This window comes from Cupriavidus sp. 22TCCZM01-5 (assembly GCF_057798915.1).
The window spans coordinates 32169-48271 of sequence record NZ_JBYOJR010000046.1; the positions used below are offsets into that span (position 1 = coordinate 32169).

General features: G+C 66.8%; 15 protein-coding genes and 2 pseudogenes. 9 read left to right on the forward strand and 8 right to left on the reverse strand.

Annotated features, from left to right (window positions below; genetic code table 11):
• The first annotated feature begins 98 nt into the window (after nt 1–98).
• From AC3FNH_RS29475 to denD, 7 genes are all read left to right on the forward strand, one after another.
• Nucleotides 99–836 carry a FadR/GntR family transcriptional regulator gene (locus tag AC3FNH_RS29475; RefSeq protein ID WP_488722583.1) on the forward strand — a complete coding sequence of 246 codons (738 nt, stop codon included), beginning with the start codon at nt 99–101 and terminating at the stop codon, nt 834–836.
• Between the two features lie 52 nt (nt 837–888).
• On the forward strand, nt 889–1782 hold the full coding sequence (ltnD, locus tag AC3FNH_RS29480; protein WP_488722584.1) for an L-threonate dehydrogenase: 894 nt from the start codon (nt 889–891) through the stop codon (nt 1780–1782).
• A gap of 13 nt (nt 1783–1795) precedes the next feature.
• Nucleotides 1796–3094: a 3-oxo-tetronate kinase gene (gene otnK / locus AC3FNH_RS29485; protein WP_488722585.1), complete on the forward strand. Its 1299-nt coding sequence runs from the start codon at nt 1796–1798 to the stop codon at nt 3092–3094.
• Entirely contained in the window at nt 3094–3747 is a 654-nt protein-coding gene (gene otnC / locus AC3FNH_RS29490) for a 3-oxo-tetronate 4-phosphate decarboxylase (protein ID WP_276100620.1), read from the forward strand. The genes otnK and otnC overlap by 1 nt, the downstream gene beginning before the upstream one ends.
• A 105-nt stretch (nt 3748–3852) precedes the next feature.
• Nucleotides 3853–5217, forward strand: coding sequence for an MFS transporter (locus AC3FNH_RS29495; RefSeq protein ID WP_488722586.1), 1365 nt, complete (start codon nt 3853–3855; stop codon nt 5215–5217).
• Nucleotides 5218–5254: 37 nt separating this feature from the next.
• Nucleotides 5255–6037, forward strand: coding sequence for a 2-oxo-tetronate isomerase (gene otnI, locus AC3FNH_RS29500; protein WP_276097523.1), 783 nt, complete (start codon nt 5255–5257; stop codon nt 6035–6037).
• A 20-nt stretch (nt 6038–6057) separates the two neighbouring features.
• Nucleotides 6058–7032 carry a D-erythronate dehydrogenase gene (denD, locus tag AC3FNH_RS29505; RefSeq protein WP_488722587.1) on the forward strand — a complete coding sequence of 325 codons (975 nt, stop codon included), beginning with the start codon at nt 6058–6060 and terminating at the stop codon, nt 7030–7032.
• A gap of 100 nt (nt 7033–7132) precedes the next feature.
• On the opposite strand, the gene AC3FNH_RS29510 is transcribed toward denD, so the two are convergent.
• The 3 genes from AC3FNH_RS29510 to AC3FNH_RS29520 form a co-directional block, all read right to left on the reverse strand.
• Nucleotides 7133–7570: a YbgC/FadM family acyl-CoA thioesterase gene (locus AC3FNH_RS29510; RefSeq protein WP_276097525.1), complete on the reverse strand. Its 438-nt coding sequence runs from the start codon at nt 7568–7570 to the stop codon at nt 7133–7135.
• A gap of 112 nt (nt 7571–7682) precedes the next feature.
• Nucleotides 7683–8666: a tripartite tricarboxylate transporter substrate binding protein gene (locus AC3FNH_RS29515; RefSeq protein WP_276097526.1), complete on the reverse strand. Its 984-nt coding sequence runs from the start codon at nt 8664–8666 to the stop codon at nt 7683–7685.
• 78 nt (nt 8667–8744) lie between these two features.
• Nucleotides 8745–9716: an alpha/beta hydrolase gene (locus AC3FNH_RS29520; RefSeq protein WP_488722595.1), complete on the reverse strand. Its 972-nt coding sequence runs from the start codon at nt 9714–9716 to the stop codon at nt 8745–8747.
• 340 nt (nt 9717–10056) lie between these two features.
• On the opposite strand from AC3FNH_RS29520, the gene AC3FNH_RS29525 reads away from it, so the two are divergent.
• Together AC3FNH_RS29525 and AC3FNH_RS29530 are read left to right on the forward strand one after the other, a co-directional pair.
• A complete protein-coding gene (locus AC3FNH_RS29525) occupies nt 10057–11205 on the forward strand; it encodes an iron-containing alcohol dehydrogenase (RefSeq protein ID WP_488722588.1) in 1149 nt (382 codons plus the stop codon).
• 53 nt (nt 11206–11258) lie between these two features.
• Nucleotides 11259–11780, forward strand: coding sequence for an O-acetyl-ADP-ribose deacetylase (locus AC3FNH_RS29530; RefSeq protein WP_488722589.1), 522 nt, complete (start codon nt 11259–11261; stop codon nt 11778–11780).
• A gap of 395 nt (nt 11781–12175) precedes the next feature.
• Here AC3FNH_RS29530 and leuD read toward each other — a convergent pair whose 3' ends face one another.
• The 5 genes and pseudogenes from leuD to AC3FNH_RS29555 form a co-directional block, all read right to left on the reverse strand.
• Nucleotides 12176–12808 carry a 3-isopropylmalate dehydratase small subunit gene (gene leuD, locus AC3FNH_RS29535; RefSeq protein ID WP_488722590.1) on the reverse strand — a complete coding sequence of 211 codons (633 nt, stop codon included), beginning with the start codon at nt 12806–12808 and terminating at the stop codon, nt 12176–12178.
• A 1-nt stretch (nt 12809) separates the two neighbouring features.
• Complete coding sequence (locus AC3FNH_RS29540; RefSeq protein WP_488722591.1) at nt 12810–13259, reverse strand: aconitase family protein; 450 nt, start codon at nt 13257–13259, stop codon at nt 12810–12812.
• Nucleotides 13256–14065, reverse strand: a pseudogene (locus tag AC3FNH_RS29545) (CaiB/BaiF CoA transferase family protein); the annotation flags it as partial. The pseudogene AC3FNH_RS29545 and the gene AC3FNH_RS29540, both read right to left, overlap by 4 nt.
• A gap of 16 nt (nt 14066–14081) precedes the next feature.
• Nucleotides 14082–14870, reverse strand: a pseudogene (locus AC3FNH_RS29550) (ABC transporter substrate-binding protein); the annotation flags it as partial.
• A gap of 28 nt (nt 14871–14898) precedes the next feature.
• On the reverse strand, nt 14899–15660 hold the full coding sequence (locus AC3FNH_RS29555) for a GntR family transcriptional regulator (RefSeq protein ID WP_488722592.1): 762 nt from the start codon (nt 15658–15660) through the stop codon (nt 14899–14901).
• Nucleotides 15661–16103: the final 443 nt, after the last annotated feature.

The window sequence follows — 16103 nt, forward strand, 5'->3', positions numbered from 1 at the left end:
AGGCTTGTGCGGACTGCACCATATAAGGGTTTACCTGCACTAACAGATTTCCATGAAATTTGTATGATGACCTGACTACCCGATGACCCGATAAGACCGTGTTCCAAAAAGTCCCGGCCCGAGCCCTGACCGACAACGTCGCCGAACAACTGCTGGAGAAGATCCAGAGCGGCGCCTTCTCGCGCGGCGACAAGCTGCCCACCGAAGCCGTGCTGTCCGAAGAATTCGGCGTCAGCCGCACGGTGATCCGCGAAGCGATCTCCCGGCTCAAGTATGAAGGCGTGGTCGAATCGCGCCAGGGCAGCGGCGTGTTCGTGACCGAGCAGGCCGGCATCCGCCCGCTGCGGATCGACTACACCGACACCGGCACGCTGGATTCCGTGCTGCAGATCGTCGAACTGCGCCGCGCCATCGAGGCCGAAGTCGCGGCCCAGGCCGCGCGCCGCCGCACCGACGCCACCATGGCTGCCATCGACGCAGCGCTGGCCGGGCTGGACGCGGAGGTCGCCGCAGGCGGCGATGGTGTCGCCGCCGACGTGGCGTTCCACCGCGCCATTGCCGCAGCCACGGGCAACCCGTATTTCCTCAAGACGCTGGAATTCCTGAGCCAGTACCTCGAAGCCGCCACGCGCGTGACGCGAACCAACGAGGCGCGCCGCGCAGACTTCACGCGCCAGGTACGCGAGGAACACCAGGCCATCGTGGCTGCCATCCGCGCCGGCGATGCGCTGGCCGCGCGCAATGCCGCGCAGAACCACATGTACAACGCCGCCCGCCGCCTGGCCCAGCTCGGCCAGGACGAAGCGGACGACGAGCGCTCCGGCACGCCGAACTGAACCGGCTCCGCCCTCATTGATTGACCTGTCTTACCCGCATCAGGAGTTTTCTATGTCCCGGAATATCGGCGTGATTGGCCTTGGCGCCATGGGCAATGGTGTCGCGCAGTCGCTGCTGCGTGCCGGCTTCAACGTGCATGCCTGCGACCTGCGGCCCGACGTGCTGCAGCGCTTTGCCGATGCCGGCGGCGTGCCGTGCGCGAGCCCTGCCGAACTCGGCAGCCGCTGCGACGTGGTGATCACCCTCGTGGTCAATGCGCAGCAGACCGAGGCCGTGCTGTTCGGCACGGACGGCGCCGCCACCACGATGCGTCCGGGCACGCTCGTCGTCGCGAGCGCGACGGTGCCGCCCGCCTTTGCCGAAGCCCTGGGCCGCCGTCTTGGCGAGCAAGGCATCCTGATGCTCGATGCCCCGGTGTCCGGCGGCGCCGCGCGCGCCGCCAGCGGCGAGATGACGATGATGACCTCCGGCCCCGCCGAAGCCTACTCGCTCGCCGAAGACGTGCTGGCCGCGATCTCGGGCAAGGTCTACCGCCTGGGCAACAGCCACGGCGCCGGCTCCAAGGTCAAGATCATCAACCAGTTGCTGGCCGGCGTGCATATCGCCGCCGCGGCCGAAGCCATGGCGCTGGGCCTGCGCGAAGGCGTGGACCCGAATGCGCTGTATGACGTGATCACGCACAGCGCCGGCAACTCGTGGATGTTCGAGAACCGCGTGCCGCACATCCTGTCCGGCGACTACACGCCACTGTCGGCGGTCGATATCTTCGTCAAGGACCTTGGCATGGTGCTCGACACCGCGCGCACCAGCAAATTCCCGCTGCCGCTGTCCGCGGCCGCGCACCAGATGTTCATGATGGCCTCCACCGCCGGCCATGGCGGCGAGGACGATGCCGCCGTGATCAAGATCTTCCCCGGCATCGAGTTGCCGACCAAAGCCGAGTAAGTCGCTCCGCATCATGACCGCAATCCAAGCGCAAAACCGCCCGCTGCTGGGCTGCATCGCCGATGACTTTACCGGCGCCACCGACCTGGCCAACACGCTGGTGCGCAACGGCATGCGCACGGTGCAGACCATCGGTGTTCCGGACACGGCCGCCGTGCAGGACGTCGGCCACGCCGATGCCATCGTGGTCGCGCTCAAGTCGCGCACCATTCCCGCCGCCGATGCCGTGGCGCAATCGCTGGCCGCGCTCGCGTGGCTGCGCGCGCAGGGGTGCCGGCAGTTCGTCTTCAAGTACTGCTCGACCTTCGATTCGACCGAGGCCGGCAATATCGGCCCCGTCGCCGAAGCGCTGCTGGCGGCGCTCGACAGCGACTTCACCATCGCCTGCCCGGCCTTCCCCGAGAATGGCCGCACCATTTTCCGCGGCCACCTGTTCGTCGGCGATGTGCTGCTGAACGAATCGGGCATGGAGCACCATCCGCTCACGCCGATGACCGACGCCAACCTCGTGCGCGTGCTGCAGCGGCAAAGCCAGGGCAAGGTCGGCCTGCTGCGTTATGACGCCGTCGCGCGCGGTACCGCCGCCGCAGCCGAGCGCATCGGCGCGCTGCGCGCCGATGGTGTACGCATCGCGATTGCCGACGCCGTATCCGATGCCGACCTGTTCACGCTCGGCGAAGCCTGTGCGAACCTGCCGCTGATTACCGGCGGGTCGGGCATCGCGCTGGGCCTGCCGGAAAACTTCCGTCGCGCGGGTCTGCTGCCGCAGCGCAGCGACGCCGCGTCGGTGCCTCGCATCGACGGCCACGGCGTGGTGCTGGCCGGCAGTGCTTCGCGCGCGACGAACGGCCAGGTGGCTCGCTGGCTTTCGCAAGGCCGCCCCGCGCTGCGCATCGATCCGCTGGCGCTGGCACGCAGCGAGGCCGTGGTGGATGCGGCGCTCGCCTTTTCCGCCAGCCACGATGAGCCGGTGCTGATCTACGCCACCAGCAGTCCCGACGAGGTCAAGGCCGTGCAGGCCGAACTTGGCGTGGAGCGCGCGGGCCATCTGGTCGAGCAGGCACTGGCCGGTATCGCTGCCGGACTGCTTGCATGCGGCACGCGGCGCTTCGTCGTGGCCGGCGGCGAGACCTCGGGCGCGGTGGTGCAGGCGCTCGGCGTGCGCGCACTGCGCATCGGCGCGCAGATCGCGCCAGGCGTACCCGCCACCGTCACGCTCGATGCGCAACCGCTCGCGCTGGCATTGAAATCGGGCAACTTCGGCGGCGAGGATTTCTTCGCCGAAGCCCTCGCACAACTCGGAGGCCAGTGATGAGCCAGGAGAGCAAGCTGCGCGAAGAGATCTGCCGTATCGGCGCGAGTCTCTACCAGCGCGGCTATACGGTCGGCTCGGCCGGCAATATCAGCGCGCGGCTCGATGACGGCTGGCTGATCACGCCGACCGATGCCTGCCTCGGCATGATGGATCCGGCCGCCGTGGCCAAGGTGTCCGGCGACGGCAACTGGGTCTCGGGCGACAGGCCGTCGAAGACCCTGACGCTGCACCGTGCCATCTATGACAACAACCGCGAGGCGAACGCCGTGGTGCACACGCACTCGACGCACCTCGTGGCGCTGACGCTGGCCGGCGTGTGGCAGAACGACGATATCGTGCCCCCTCTCACGCCTTACTACGTGATGAAGGTCGGCCATGTCCCGATGATTCCGTACCACCGCCCCGGCGATCCGGCCGTGGCGGCGCGTGTTGCCACGCTCGCCAACCAAGTGCGCGGCGTGATGCTGGAGCGCCTGGGCCCCGTGGTGTGGGAGTCCAGCGTCTCGCGCGCGGCCTTCGCGCTCGAGGAGCTGGAGGAAACCGCGAAGCTCTGGATGATGATGAAGGATGCGCCGGGCTTTGCCGCCCGCGCCGCGCTCGGCGAAAGCGCACTGGCAGAACTGCGGGACACTTTCCAGGCCCGCTGGTAGTACCCCAAAAATAGCAACCCACTGATACCGACGCGACCCGGATGCGACTGCCGCCAGGCAGCCGCGGAGAACACTCGCGCCCCCGAAACCCGACCGGAGACCACCGTGACCCCGAACCAACCCGCGGCCAGCGTGCCCGCCTACGACAGCCTGGGCGGCAACGCCCGGCTCGACGTCGACGCCCAGATCGAGAAACGCGCCTATAACAAGGTGTTCTGGCGCATCATGCCGTTCCTGATGCTGTGCTACGTGATCGCGTATCTCGATCGCGTCAACGTCGGCTTCGCCAAGCTGCAGATGGCCCAGGACCTGGCCTTCTCCGAGACCGTGTTCGGCCTTGGCGCCGGCCTGTTCTTCATCGGCTACTTCCTGTTCGAGGTGCCCAGCAACCTGCTGATGCACAAGCTCGGCGCGCGCATCTGGATTGCGCGCATCATGATCACGTGGGGCATCATTTCGGCGCTGTTCATGTTCGTGCAGACGCCGACCCAGTTCTACGTGATGCGCTTCCTGCTCGGCCTGGCCGAAGCGGGCTTCTACCCGGGCGTGATCCTGTACCTGACCTACTGGTACCCGGCCAACCGCCGCGCGAAGATGATCGCGCTGTTCATGTCGGGCATTCCGGTGGCCGGCATGTTCGGCAACCCGCTGTCGGGCTGGATCATGGACATGTTCAACGACACCCACGGCCTGCGCGGCTGGCAATGGATGTTCGTGATCGAAGCGCTGCCGGCGCTGCTGATCGGGGTGGTCACCGTGTTCGTGCTCCGCGACGGCATCGACAAGGCGCCGTGGCTTGACGCCGACGAGAAGCGCGTGCTCAAGCAGAACGTTGCGGAAGACCAGCGTCACGCCGGTGCTGCCGCTGGCAAGTCGCATGGCCATTCGCTCGGCGCCGTGTTCAGCGACAGCCGCGTCTGGTGGATGTGCCTGATCTACTTCTGCTTCGTCACGGGCCAGTACGCGCTGACGTTCTGGATGCCCACCCTGGTCAAGGCCAGCGGCGTTACCGGCAACTTCAATATCGGCCTGCTGTCGGCGATTCCGTTCCTGTGCGCGATTGTCGTGATGAACATCCTCGGCCACAGCGCGGACGCGCGCCGCGAGCGCCGCTGGCACCTGATCGTGCCAGCGCTGATGGGTGCCGCGGGCTTTGCGATTGCGGCCTCGTTTACCGACAATACGACCGTGGCCATCGCCGCGCTGTCGCTGGCCGCCGCCGGGGTGCTGACCTGCGCGCCGCTGTTCTGGTCGCTGCCGACCTCGTTCCTGTCGGGCATCGCTGCCGCGTCGGGCATCGCGGTGGTCAACTCGGTGGGCAACCTGGCCGGCTTCGTGTCGCCGTATATGGTCGGTGCGCTCAAGGACATGACGCACAGCACGCAGTTGCCGATGTACGTGCTGTCGGCGATCCTGGTCGTCGGCGCCGTGCTCGTGTGGCTGACGCCGGCCAAGCTGGTCAACCGCTGAGCGGACCGCATTCAAGACTGATAACCGGAAACCCACCATGCCGCGTTTTGCCGCCAACCTTTCGATGATGTACACGGAACACGACTTCCTGGACCGCTTCGCCGCCGCCGCGGCGGACGGCTTCCAGGCAGTGGAGTACCTGTTCCCGTACGAGCACCCGGCCGCCGAACTGCGCGCGCGTCTCGATGCCAATGGCCTCGTGCAGGCGCTGTTCAACGCGCCGCCGGGCGACTGGGCCGCAGGCGAACGCGGCATTGCCGCCCTGCCCGGCCGCGAGGCCGAGTTCCGCACCGCCTTCGGCCGCGCAATGGAATATGCCAGCGTGATCGGCAATGACCGCATCCATGTGATGGCCGGCCTGGTCCCGGCCGACGCCGACCGTGCGCGCTGCCGCGCCACCTACCTGGAGAACCTGGCGCATGCGGCCAGTGCCGCCGCGGCGCAAGGCATCACCGTGCTGGTCGAGCCGATCAACCCGCGCGACATGCCCGGATATTTCCTGAACCGGCAGGACGACGGCCAGGCCATCTGCAAGGAAATCGGCGCGGCCAACCTGAAGGTCCAGTTCGACTGCTATCACTGCCAGATCGTCGAAGGCGACGTCACGAAGAAGCTCGAGCGCGACTTCGCCGGCATCGGCCATATCCAGGTCGCCGGCGTGCCTGAGCGCCACGAACCGGACATTGGCGAACTGAACTATCCCTACCTGTTCGACGTGATCGACCAGCTGGGCTACCAGGGCTGGATCGGTTGCGAATACCGCCCGCGCGCCGGCACTTCGGCCGGCCTGGGCTGGATCCAGCCGTACCTGAAGCGTTGAACCCACAGAGAAGCACTGCCATGAACGTACTGATTACCGGCGGCGCCGGCTTCCTCGGCCTGCAACTGGCGCGCCTGCTGCTGCGGCGCGGCACCCTGCAACTGGACGGCCGCGCGGTCGCCTTCGACCGCCTGACGCTGCTCGACGTGGTAGCGCCGCAAGGCCTCGATGATGCGCGCGTGCGCGTGGTGACCGGCGACCTGTCGGACCCCGCCGTCCTTGCGCAAGCCATCGATGCCGATACCGGCGCCATCTTCCACCTGGCCGCCGTGGTCTCGGGCCAGGCCGAAGCCGACTTCGAGCTTGGCATGCGCGTCAACCTCGACGCTTCGCGCGCGCTGCTGGAAACCTGCCGCGCACTCGGCCATCAGCCGCGCGTGCTGTTCACCAGCTCGGTCGCGGTCTATGGCGGCGAACTGCCGCCCGTGGTGCAAGACGATACGGCACTGAATCCGCAGTCGTCCTACGGCGTGCAGAAGGTCATCGGCGAACTGCTGCTGTCCGACTACAGCCGGCGCGGCTTTGTCGACGGGCGCGTGCTGCGCCTGCCGACCATCAGCGTGCGGCCGGGCAAGCCCAATGCCGCGGCCTCGTCGTTCGCCAGCGGCATCATCCGCGAACCGCTGGCGGGCGTGCAAGCCAACTGCCCGGTCGCGCCCGAGACGCCGCTGTGGCTGCTGTCGCCGCGCGCGGCCGTGACGGCGCTTGTCAACGGTATCGAACTGGAGGGCGAGCGGCTGGGCAACCGCCGCGTGGTGAACCTGCCGGGCCTGTCGGTGACGGCCGCGGGCATGGTGGAGGCGCTGCGCCGCGTGGCCGGCGATGCGGTGGCCGACCGTGTCACGTGGCACCGCGAGGAACGCATCGAGAAGATTGTCGGCACGTGGCCGGCCGCGTGGAACGCGGAGCGCGCGCTGTCGCTGGGGTTCCAGAGCGACGCGAGTTTCGACGACGTGATTCGCGCGTATATGGAGGATGCGGGGGCAGCGAAGTAAGCGGTACGGCTTCGCTGCTGCTGCCCTCTCTTGCGGGGACTGGCCCCTCTCCCTAACGCGGGAGAGGGAGCAAACAAGCAGGACTTGAAGTATGGGCGGCTCACGCCGCCGGCTTCACCACCTCATACCCTTCGATAATCTCCCTCACCGGCCCTGGAATCGGCGCCGATTTGCGCGACTCCGGATCCGCGCACACATAGACGATCTCACCCGTAATCAGGTGCTCGTCCCCGCGGTACATCTCCACCCTGAACAGCATGCTCGACCGCCCCATCCGCGCCATGCGGCCGCGGATATCGAGCACATCGTCAAAGCGCGCCGAGGCGTGATACTCCAGCGTTGACTTGACCACGAAGATATCGACGCCATGTGCGTGCAGCACGTCCTCCGGGTAACGGATGCCGGCATCGCGCCAGTACTCGGTCACGCAGATATCGCAATAGGTCAGGTAGTGCGCATTGAAAACGATCGACTGCGGATCGACTTCGGCCCAGCGCACGCGCAGCGGCATGCTGTGGCGGAAATCTTCTTTTGCCATCTGGCTTGTCTCCTTCGAACGGGGTTCCACATGGCATCAGGCCGCCACCCGCCTGTTGCCAGCGGGATGGTGGCCTGAGCCGTGGCGCAGGAAAACGGAAACGCCTGCGGATTTACTGCGTCTTGGCCAGGCCCAGCTTCTCGATGATGGCCTTTTCCTTCTTCACCGTATCGGCGGCGAACTGGGCGTACTGGGTGCTGCTCATGTAGTACGGCTCCATGTCGAACTTGGCCAGCGATTCGCGGTAGTTCGGCATTTCCATGGCCTTCTTGAACGCGTCATGCAGCTTCTGCACGATCTTCGGGTCGGTGCCCTTCGGCGCCACCAGGCCGAACGGCGAGGTCTGCACGATGCCCATGCCCAGTTCCTTGAGCGTCGGCACGTTCGGGAAGCGCGCCGAGCGCTTGTCGCCCCACGTCGACAGCAGGCGCAGCTTGCCCGATTCCACGTATGGCGCCCACGCGGGCGTGTCGGCCACCGACATCACATGGCCGCCCAGCAGCGCCTGCATCGATTCCGAGTTGCCCTTGTACGGGATGTGCGAGAACTGCACGCCCTGCTTCATCGCCAGTTCTTCCATGGTCAGGTGCAGCGTGGTCATGGTGCCCGGCGAACCGTAGGTCAGCTTGCCGGGATTCGCCTTGGCGTAGGCGATGTAGTCCTGCATGGTCTTGATCGGCGAATCCGCCGGCACGACCAGCCCGAACGAGTAGCCGGCCAGGTTGATGATATAGCTCAGGTCCTTGACCGGGTCCCAGTTGATCTTGGTGGTGTACGGCAGGCGATAGACCGGCATGGCCACCTGCGCGAGCGTGTAGCCGTCAGGCGCGGTCGATTGCATCATCTGGGCCGGCAGCACGCCGCCGGCGCCCGGCTTGTTCTCGACGATGACGGGCTGGCCGAGGATCTTCGACGCGTTTTCGGCCAGCACGCGGAACGGGATATCCGTGGAGCCGCCTGCGGTGTAACCGATGACCAGGCGGATCGGACGTTGCGGGAATTTCTCTGCCTGCGCTTGCGCGGGCATGGCGGCGAAGCCAAGCGCGGCGGTGGCGGCGGCGAGGCCGGCGCGGGCGATGAATTGGCGGCGTTGCATTTACGATGTCTCCTTGTGCTGCGAGTCACTGCTGAAAATTATCGGGATCGGGTGCGGCGTGCCGCGGCCCGACGCTTGTTATTGACCGGTGCCGAATGCGGCCCGGAGCGCCGCCACGGCGTCGGCATGCGCCTGCGCCACGGCGGGCACGAAGCGGCCCATCTTGAAGAAGTCGTGGATCATGCCGGCATAGTCGGCCAGCGTGACAGTCACACCGGCCGCGCGCAATTTCTCCGCATAGGCCACGCCCTCGTCATGCAGCGGGTCGTAGCCGGCCACGGCGATCCACGCGGGACAGCAGCCGCGCACATCGGCGCCAGTGACTGCGCCGTCGAGCGGGGCAAAGCGCCAGTCGTCGCGGCTGGTTTCCTGGTCCAGGTAGTGCGAGAAGAACCACTGGATCATGTCCGCGGTCAGCAGGTAGCCCTCTGCCAAAGCCCGGTGCGAAGGCGTGTCCTGCCGTGCGCAGGTGCCCGGATAGATCAGCAATTGCAGCACCGGTGCCAGGCCGCCGTCGCGCGCGTGCACCGCGCAGGCCGTGGCCAGCGTGCCGCCGGCGCTGTCCCCGCCCAGCGCGATGCGCTGCGGGTCCGCGCCGAGGCGGGCCGCCTCTTCGAAGACCCAGTGCAGCACGTCGAATGCATCATTGGCCGCGGTCGGGAAGCGCCATTGCGGTCCGAGGCGATAGTCGACGGACAGCACCATGCAATCGGCACGCGACGCCAGCATTCGGCACACCGCATCGTGCGAATTCACGCTGCCCACGGTGAATCCGCCGCCATGGAAATACACGAGCAATGGCAGCGGCTCGGCCCAACTGGCCTCGCGCGGCGAATACAGGCGTACTGGAATGCCATGGCCGTCGCGCGCGCAGATATGGAGATCTTCCACCGCGTGCACCGCTGGCGGCGAGATATCGAGGATGGGCGCGCTCTTCTCGTACGCGATCTTGGCGTCCTCAACGTCCATCACGTGGATCGGTGGCCGCTTGGCGCGCGCGATCAGATCCAGCAACGCGGCCACCTGCGGGTCGAGCGGCACCGTCGGCATGCCGGGAACAGCGTGGCTGGCGGGTGAGTCGGACGACCCAGACGATGCGGACGGTACGGCGGACATGGCAGACACTGGATTCGATACAGCCCTGGCGGCCGCCTGGCCGGCATCCGCGGAAATGTTCGTGGCTTCCCCAGGCATCGGGAGAAGTTCGAATTGTGAACGATCGTTCGATTTCAGTATCATGCCAGTGTTTCAGGAAGCGGGCATTACGAGATAACCCCCATGCATGAGCACGGCAGGCAATTCTGGGCGATGATCGCCCTATCCGTTCTGCTTTGCCAGTGATTCCCAAAAAGCAAAATTCGCGGCGGATCGCCGCAGGAGACAGCTAACCATGGCCTTTATCTACTATCTCACCCACATCCATCTTGATTTCGGCGCGGTGAACATGCTCAAGGCCGAATGTGAGCGCATCGGCATCCGCCGGCCGCTGCTGGTGACGGACAAGGGCGTGGTCGCGGCGGGCGTGGCCCAGCGCGCGATCGACGCGATGCAAGACCTGCCGGTGGCCGTGTTTGACGAGACCCCGTCCAACCCCACCGAGGCCATGGTGCGCAAGGCCGCGCAGCAATACCGCGACGCCGGCTGCGACGGCCTGGTCGCGGTCGGCGGGGGCTCGTCGATCGACCTGGCCAAGGGCATCGCGATTCTCGCCACGCACCCGGGCGAGCTGACAACCTACGCCACCATCGAAGGCGGCAGCACGAAGATCACGGAGCGCGCCGCGCCGCTGATCGCCGTGCCTACTACATCAGGCACCGGCAGCGAGGTGGCGCGCGGCGCCATCATCATCCTCGACGACGGGCGCAAGCTGGGCTTCCATTCCTGGCACCTGCTGCCGAAGTCGGCCATTTGCGACCCCGAACTCACGCTGGGCCTGCCCGCTGGCCTGACCGCCGCAACCGGCATGGACGCCATTGCCCATTGCATCGAGACCTTCCTGGCCCCCGCCTTCAACCCGCCCGCCGACGGCATTGCGCTGGACGGACTGGAGCGAGGCTGGATGCATATCGAGCGCGCCACCCGCGATGGCCAGGACCGCGATGCGCGGCTCAACATGATGAGCGCCTCCATGCAGGGGGCCATGGCGTTCCAGAAGGGCCTGGGCTGCGTGCATTCGCTGTCGCACCCGCTTGGCGGCCTGAAGATCGACGGCAAGACCGGCCTGCACCATGGCACGCTCAACGCGGTGGTCATGCCCGCCGTGCTGCGCTTCAATGCCGACGCGCCGACCGTGGTGCGCGACGACCGCTATGCGCGCCTGCGCCGCGCCATGCACCTGCCGGAAGGCGCCGACATCGCCCAGGCCGTGCACGACATGACCGCGCGGCTGGGACTGCCCACCGGCCTGCGCCAGATGGGCGTGACCGAGGCCATGTTCGACAAGGTGATCGCGGGCGCCCTGCTCGACCACTGCCACAAGACCAATCCGAAAGAGGCCAGCGCGGAGGATTATCGGCGTATGCTTGAGGCGTCCATGTAGGCCAGCCTGGCCTTGGCCGGCCCGGGGCACTCATCCACTGCGGGAGACAGCGAATGACTGGTGAACATTTGCAGGTTGTGCATGGCGACATTACCCGGATGGAGGTCGATGCTGTCGTCAACGCGGCCAACAGCGGGCTGCTGGGCGGCGGCGGCGTGGACGGCGCCATCCACGGTGCCGGCGGACCCGCGATCATGGCGGCATGCAAGGCCATCCGCGACGCGCAGGGCGGCTGCCCCACCGGCGAAGCGGTGATCACCACCGGCGGGCTGCTGCCCGCGCCATACGTCATCCACGCGGTCGGCCCGGTCTGGCATGGCGGCGGCAAGGACGAAGACGCACAGCTGGCCAGCGCCTACCGCAACAGCATCCGGCTGGCCGCCGAGCACCATCTGCGCACGCTGGCCTTTCCCAATATCAGCACCGGCATCTACGGCTTTCCGCGGGAACGTGCAGCCGATATTGCCATCAAGGCCGTGCGCGACGCGCTGGCGGCGGCGCCTGGCATCGAGCAGGTGACCTTCGTCTGCTTCGACGACGAGAACTACCGCCTGTATCGGGAGCGCTTGACCTGAAACGGGTCGCGGGGCAAGCCCCGCGGCCCTGTCCGCTGCCTCAGAACTTGTGGCGCAGGCCCACGCGCAGCACTGGCTGTCATCAGCCGACGGGCGTACGCCATTGATCGCGGCCACCGCGCGCGCGCCGGTGGAATCGATCCCCGATGCCCTCTGGCAGATCGCCATCGCCCCCCCCGAACTCCCTGTGAAAAGCCACTGCCACTGCACCCTTCAAGCGGATTGGCACCGGCAACGGACGTGACAAAGCCGCTCACCGCGGTGAGCAAGGCTTTGCGCCGCCGGCGCAAGCCCGCTACGAATTCCCTGGATCAATCAGAAGGAAGAACCACCACCCTTCTTCGAGTGACGGATTCAGGCGGACAAAGGCGTCAGATAATCCCGCCCGCCCGTCGCTACTCCTGGCTATCGAAATAAATCCACGGCCGGCGCACCCTGTCCGCGGCCTGGAACGCATCGATGCGCGATGCCAGCTTCAGCGTCAGCGCGATCGGGTCCTGCCCTTCGCGCAGCATCTGCCGCTGCTCGCTGCCAAGCGTGAAGCCGTAGCGCTGGCCCGAAGGCGACTCCACGTACAGCTGGTCGAGATCGACCGTCACCTGGCGCTCGCGTGGCGCCTGGGCGCAGTCGTCGGCCAGCCCCTGCACCGCCTCCATCGGCAGCGCCACCGGCAGCACGCCGTTGCGCACGCAGTTGTTGTGGAAGATGGCGCCGAAGCTGGGCGCGACGATGGCGCGGATGCCGTACTCCTTCAGCGCCCATACCGCATGCTCGCGCGATGAGCCACAGCCGAAATTGCCCCCGGCCAGCAGGATCGATGCGCCCGCATAGGCCGGCTGGTTCAGCACGAAGGATGGATCGGGACTGCGCCGCGTGCCCGCCAGGTAGCGCCAGCCGGCAAACAGGCCGTCGGCCAGGCCCGCCTTGGACACGTCTTTCATCTCCCGCGACGGGATGATCGCGTCGGTATCGATATTGATGCGCAGCAGCGGCGCGGCAATGCCGCAATGCACGTTGAACGGTTCCATCTCAGTCTCCCGGCAGGCGCCGCGGATCGGCGATCCGGCCCAGCACCGCCGATGCCGCGACGGTGGCCGGGCTGGCAAGGTGGGTGCGGGTTTCCGGCCCTTGCCGGCTTTCAAAATTGCGGTTGGTGCTGCTGATCACCCGCTGCCGCTGGCCGAAGCTCTCGCCGCCGGCATAGAAGCACATCGAGCAGCCCGACTCCCGCCATTCAAAGCCCGCCTCGAGGAAGATCCGGTCCAGACCTTCGGCCTCGGCGGCGCGCTTGACGCTGCTGGAGCCGGGGACGCAGATGGCCCTGACGCCGGGCGCCACCTTGCGCCCCGCCAGCACGCGCGCCGCGCTGCGCAGGTCCGAGAGCCGGCCGTTGGTGCACGAGCCGATAAACGCGGCATCGATGGCAAGGCCGGCGATCGGCTGGTCAAACAGGGTGCGGCCGTGCGGCATGGCGTTCATCGCTGCGCTCCGATCGCCCGCTCCGCCTCCAGCGTATCGATGGATTCCTCGCTCAGGCCGGCCTCCAGCAGCGTTGCCCGCGAATGCTCGCCGGCGCGCGGCAGGTCGCGCCAGACGTCGAAGCGCCGGCCGCCCATCGCGATCGGCAGCGCCGGCAGCCGCACCTGCTGCCCGGAGGGCAGCGTCACCGGCACCAGCCCGCCGCCCGCATTGAGGTGCGGGTCGTCGAACAGGTCCTCGGGCCGGGCTATCGGCGCGAATGGCAGGCCGCACGCCTCCAGCTTCGCCATCAACTCCTGCTTGCCAAACCGGCCGAACATCGGCCTCAGTGCGCCCAGCACCCGCGGCCGCTGCCGTACCCGCCCCTCATTGCGGTCCAGGCCCTGGTCGCCGATAAAGTCCGCCAGCGCAAACGCTTCGCAGAACTTGCGCCACTGGGTGTCACTGACGATGCCGACAAAGACCGGGTCGCCTTCCCTGGTCTCGAAGATGTCATAGACGCCCCACGCCGAACGGCGCACCGTCATCGGCGGGGCCGGCGTGCCCGTCACCGCCTGCTGCGCCATATGCTGGCCCATCAGGAAGGCCGTGGTCTCGAACAGCGAGCTGCACACATGCTGCCCGCGCCCCGTCCGTTGCCGTTCCTGCAGCGCACCGAGGATGCCGATCACGCCGAACATCGCACCGGCCACGTCGATCACCGATGCGCCGGCGCGCATCGGCTTGCCCGGCAGGCCCGTCATATAGGCCAGGCCACCCATCATCTGGGCGACTTCGTCCAGTGCCACGCGGCGGTCATAGGGGCCGGCAAGAAAGCCCCTAAATCGCCTTGGGGCGGAACTTCTGTTGCTGCATGGTGCGCATCAGCAAGGCGTACTCGTTGTAGTAGTTGGCCGCGATGACGATGTCCGGGTTGGCCGCCTTTATTCGCAGCGCGATATTGCTGAAGTCGCGCGTGGGGTTGGCGTGCCTGACCACCTCGCTGACCTCGAAGCCGAACTCCGGCAGACGCTGGCCCAGCAGCTTCGCCGTGCCGCTGCCGAACAGCGATTCCTCGTGGATGATCATCACGGTGCGCGCTCGGTTGCCGCTGCGCTGGTTAAGGGTGCGCAGGTTGCTCATCGCGGTTTCGGTCGCGACCTTGTAGCCGGGGCCGAAGCGGAACGTGTTGGGCAGGCCGCGCTCGACGATCGCGTCGGCGACGCCCACGTCGACCACATGCGCCAGGCCATGCCGCGCCGCCGCCTGCGTGGTGGCCAGGCAGATCGCGCTGGCATAGGCGCCGACCACCGCGCTGACGCCGGCCTCGTTCATTTTCTCGACTTCGGCCGCACCGATTTCCGGCTGCGACTGGGCATCGCCCAGCACGGCTTCCAGCCGGGCGCCGCCCAGCGACTTGATGCCGCCAGCGGCGTTGATGTCGGCGATTGCCAGCAGCGCGCCGGCACGGCATTGCGTGCCGGAAAATGCCAGTGCGCCGGTGACCGGATGCAGCACGCCAATGCGCACCGGCCTGGGCTGGGCCCTTCCGATCCGGGGCGCCAGGGCACCGGCGCCAAGCAGCGCAGCCTGGCCAAGAAATTGGCGTCTTGCCGGATAGGTCTTCGTCATAGTGGTCTCCTCCTTGTTGTCTTGGGGCTCACCGCGCCGCGGCGGCCAAGTCGCGCGCAAGCCAGATGCGCGCCTTGTCTTCGCCGGCACGCGTTAGCGCCATGCGGTAGTCGTAGCACTGCGGGCGATACAGGCCGTGCAGCCACTGGACCGGATCGCCGTCGATATCGCGCACCACGCGCACGACGGACAGCAGTGGTGCGCCGACCGGTTCGTCCAGCGGCACCGCGGCCTGCGCGTCCGCCAGGCAACTGGACAGCACCTGTTCGGCCTCGCCGATGCGGATGCCGCCGTTCTCCATCAGCGCCAGCATCGGCTGCTGCTGCAGCGCGGCGGGGCTCAACAGCGGCGCCACATGCGGCGGCGACCAGGTAGTGATCAGCGATACCGGCTTGCCGTGGTGCAGGCGCACGCGCGCCACGTGCAGCGCCTCCTCCTGCTCCGACAGCCGCAGCGCCGTGCGCACCTGCGGCGGGCAGGGTCGCATGCCGAAATCGACCACCCGCGCCGAGGTATCGGCGACCGCTTCCAGCAGGCTGTCAAGCAGCCCGCACATGCGCGGCGGGGTAGCGCTGCCCCGGACATGGTCGACATTGACGAAAGTGCCCTGCCCGCGCCGCCGGAAAATCAGGCCCTCGTTACACAACTCGGACAGCGCGCGGCGTATCGTTACCCGCGCCGCGCCATATTCTTCCATCAGGCTGAACTCCACCGGCAGCCCAACCTCGTCATAAACTCCGGTCAGGATTTTCTGCCTTAATACCAGGTAAATCCGGTGATAACGGGGCATCGGAGAGTTAGGATTTCGCATTCTGGCTGGCTTCGCTATGAGCGCAATAAAATTCCACAATCGCTTCCATTGATCGAATTATCAACATGCAGAATACTGATACCACGGCACCCTTCGTCGCAATCGCGCCTTCTCGGGCGTGACGGAACGATATATCAGTATTATTGTTATCTCAATAGGACAATCGATAGGACACAGTAGAGGCTTACCCCAATTCAACTTATGGGAAGCAAGTACTGGAAGATTGGTGGGGCTGATTATTCAGCAAACGCTCCAAACGTTTTGGAGCGATAGCGCGAGCTTTGGTCCGGATTGGGGTGTCGTGCTTGGCAGGCGCTGCTGTTTCGCCGGCGTAGCCGGCGAGTCACTTTTTGTCCGAGCCCTCCATGTCAGGATAGTTGTCGCCTCGCCGCCTTTCGATGAAGGACAATGGAGGGCGGAAG

What these genes read in the sequence shown, in the direction of transcription:
- leuD (WP_488722590.1), bottom strand. Translation starts at nt 12,808, where the DNA reads ATGGAACCGTTCAACGTGCATTGCGGCATTGCCGCGCCGCTGCTGCGC.
- AC3FNH_RS29515 (WP_276097526.1), bottom strand. Translation starts at nt 8,666, where the DNA reads ATGCAACGCCGCCAATTCATCGCCCGCGCCGGCCTCGCCGCCGCCACC.
- AC3FNH_RS29525 (WP_488722588.1), top strand. Translation starts at nt 10,057, where the DNA reads ATGGCCTTTATCTACTATCTCACCCACATCCATCTTGATTTCGGCGCG.
- AC3FNH_RS29555 (WP_488722592.1), bottom strand. Translation starts at nt 15,660, where the DNA reads ATGCCCCGTTATCACCGGATTTACCTGGTATTAAGGCAGAAAATCCTG.
- AC3FNH_RS29540 (WP_488722591.1), bottom strand. Translation starts at nt 13,259, where the DNA reads ATGAACGCCATGCCGCACGGCCGCACCCTGTTTGACCAGCCGATCGCC.
- denD (WP_488722587.1), top strand. Translation starts at nt 6,058, where the DNA reads ATGAACGTACTGATTACCGGCGGCGCCGGCTTCCTCGGCCTGCAACTG.
- ltnD (WP_488722584.1), top strand. Translation starts at nt 889, where the DNA reads ATGTCCCGGAATATCGGCGTGATTGGCCTTGGCGCCATGGGCAATGGT.
- AC3FNH_RS29530 (WP_488722589.1), top strand. Translation starts at nt 11,259, where the DNA reads ATGACTGGTGAACATTTGCAGGTTGTGCATGGCGACATTACCCGGATG.
- AC3FNH_RS29510 (WP_276097525.1), bottom strand. Translation starts at nt 7,570, where the DNA reads ATGGCAAAAGAAGATTTCCGCCACAGCATGCCGCTGCGCGTGCGCTGG.
- otnK (WP_488722585.1), top strand. Translation starts at nt 1,796, where the DNA reads ATGACCGCAATCCAAGCGCAAAACCGCCCGCTGCTGGGCTGCATCGCC.
- otnI (WP_276097523.1), top strand. Translation starts at nt 5,255, where the DNA reads ATGCCGCGTTTTGCCGCCAACCTTTCGATGATGTACACGGAACACGAC.
- otnC (WP_276100620.1), top strand. Translation starts at nt 3,094, where the DNA reads ATGAGCCAGGAGAGCAAGCTGCGCGAAGAGATCTGCCGTATCGGCGCG.
- AC3FNH_RS29520 (WP_488722595.1), bottom strand. Translation starts at nt 9,716, where the DNA reads ATGCCGACGGTGCCGCTCGACCCGCAGGTGGCCGCGTTGCTGGATCTG.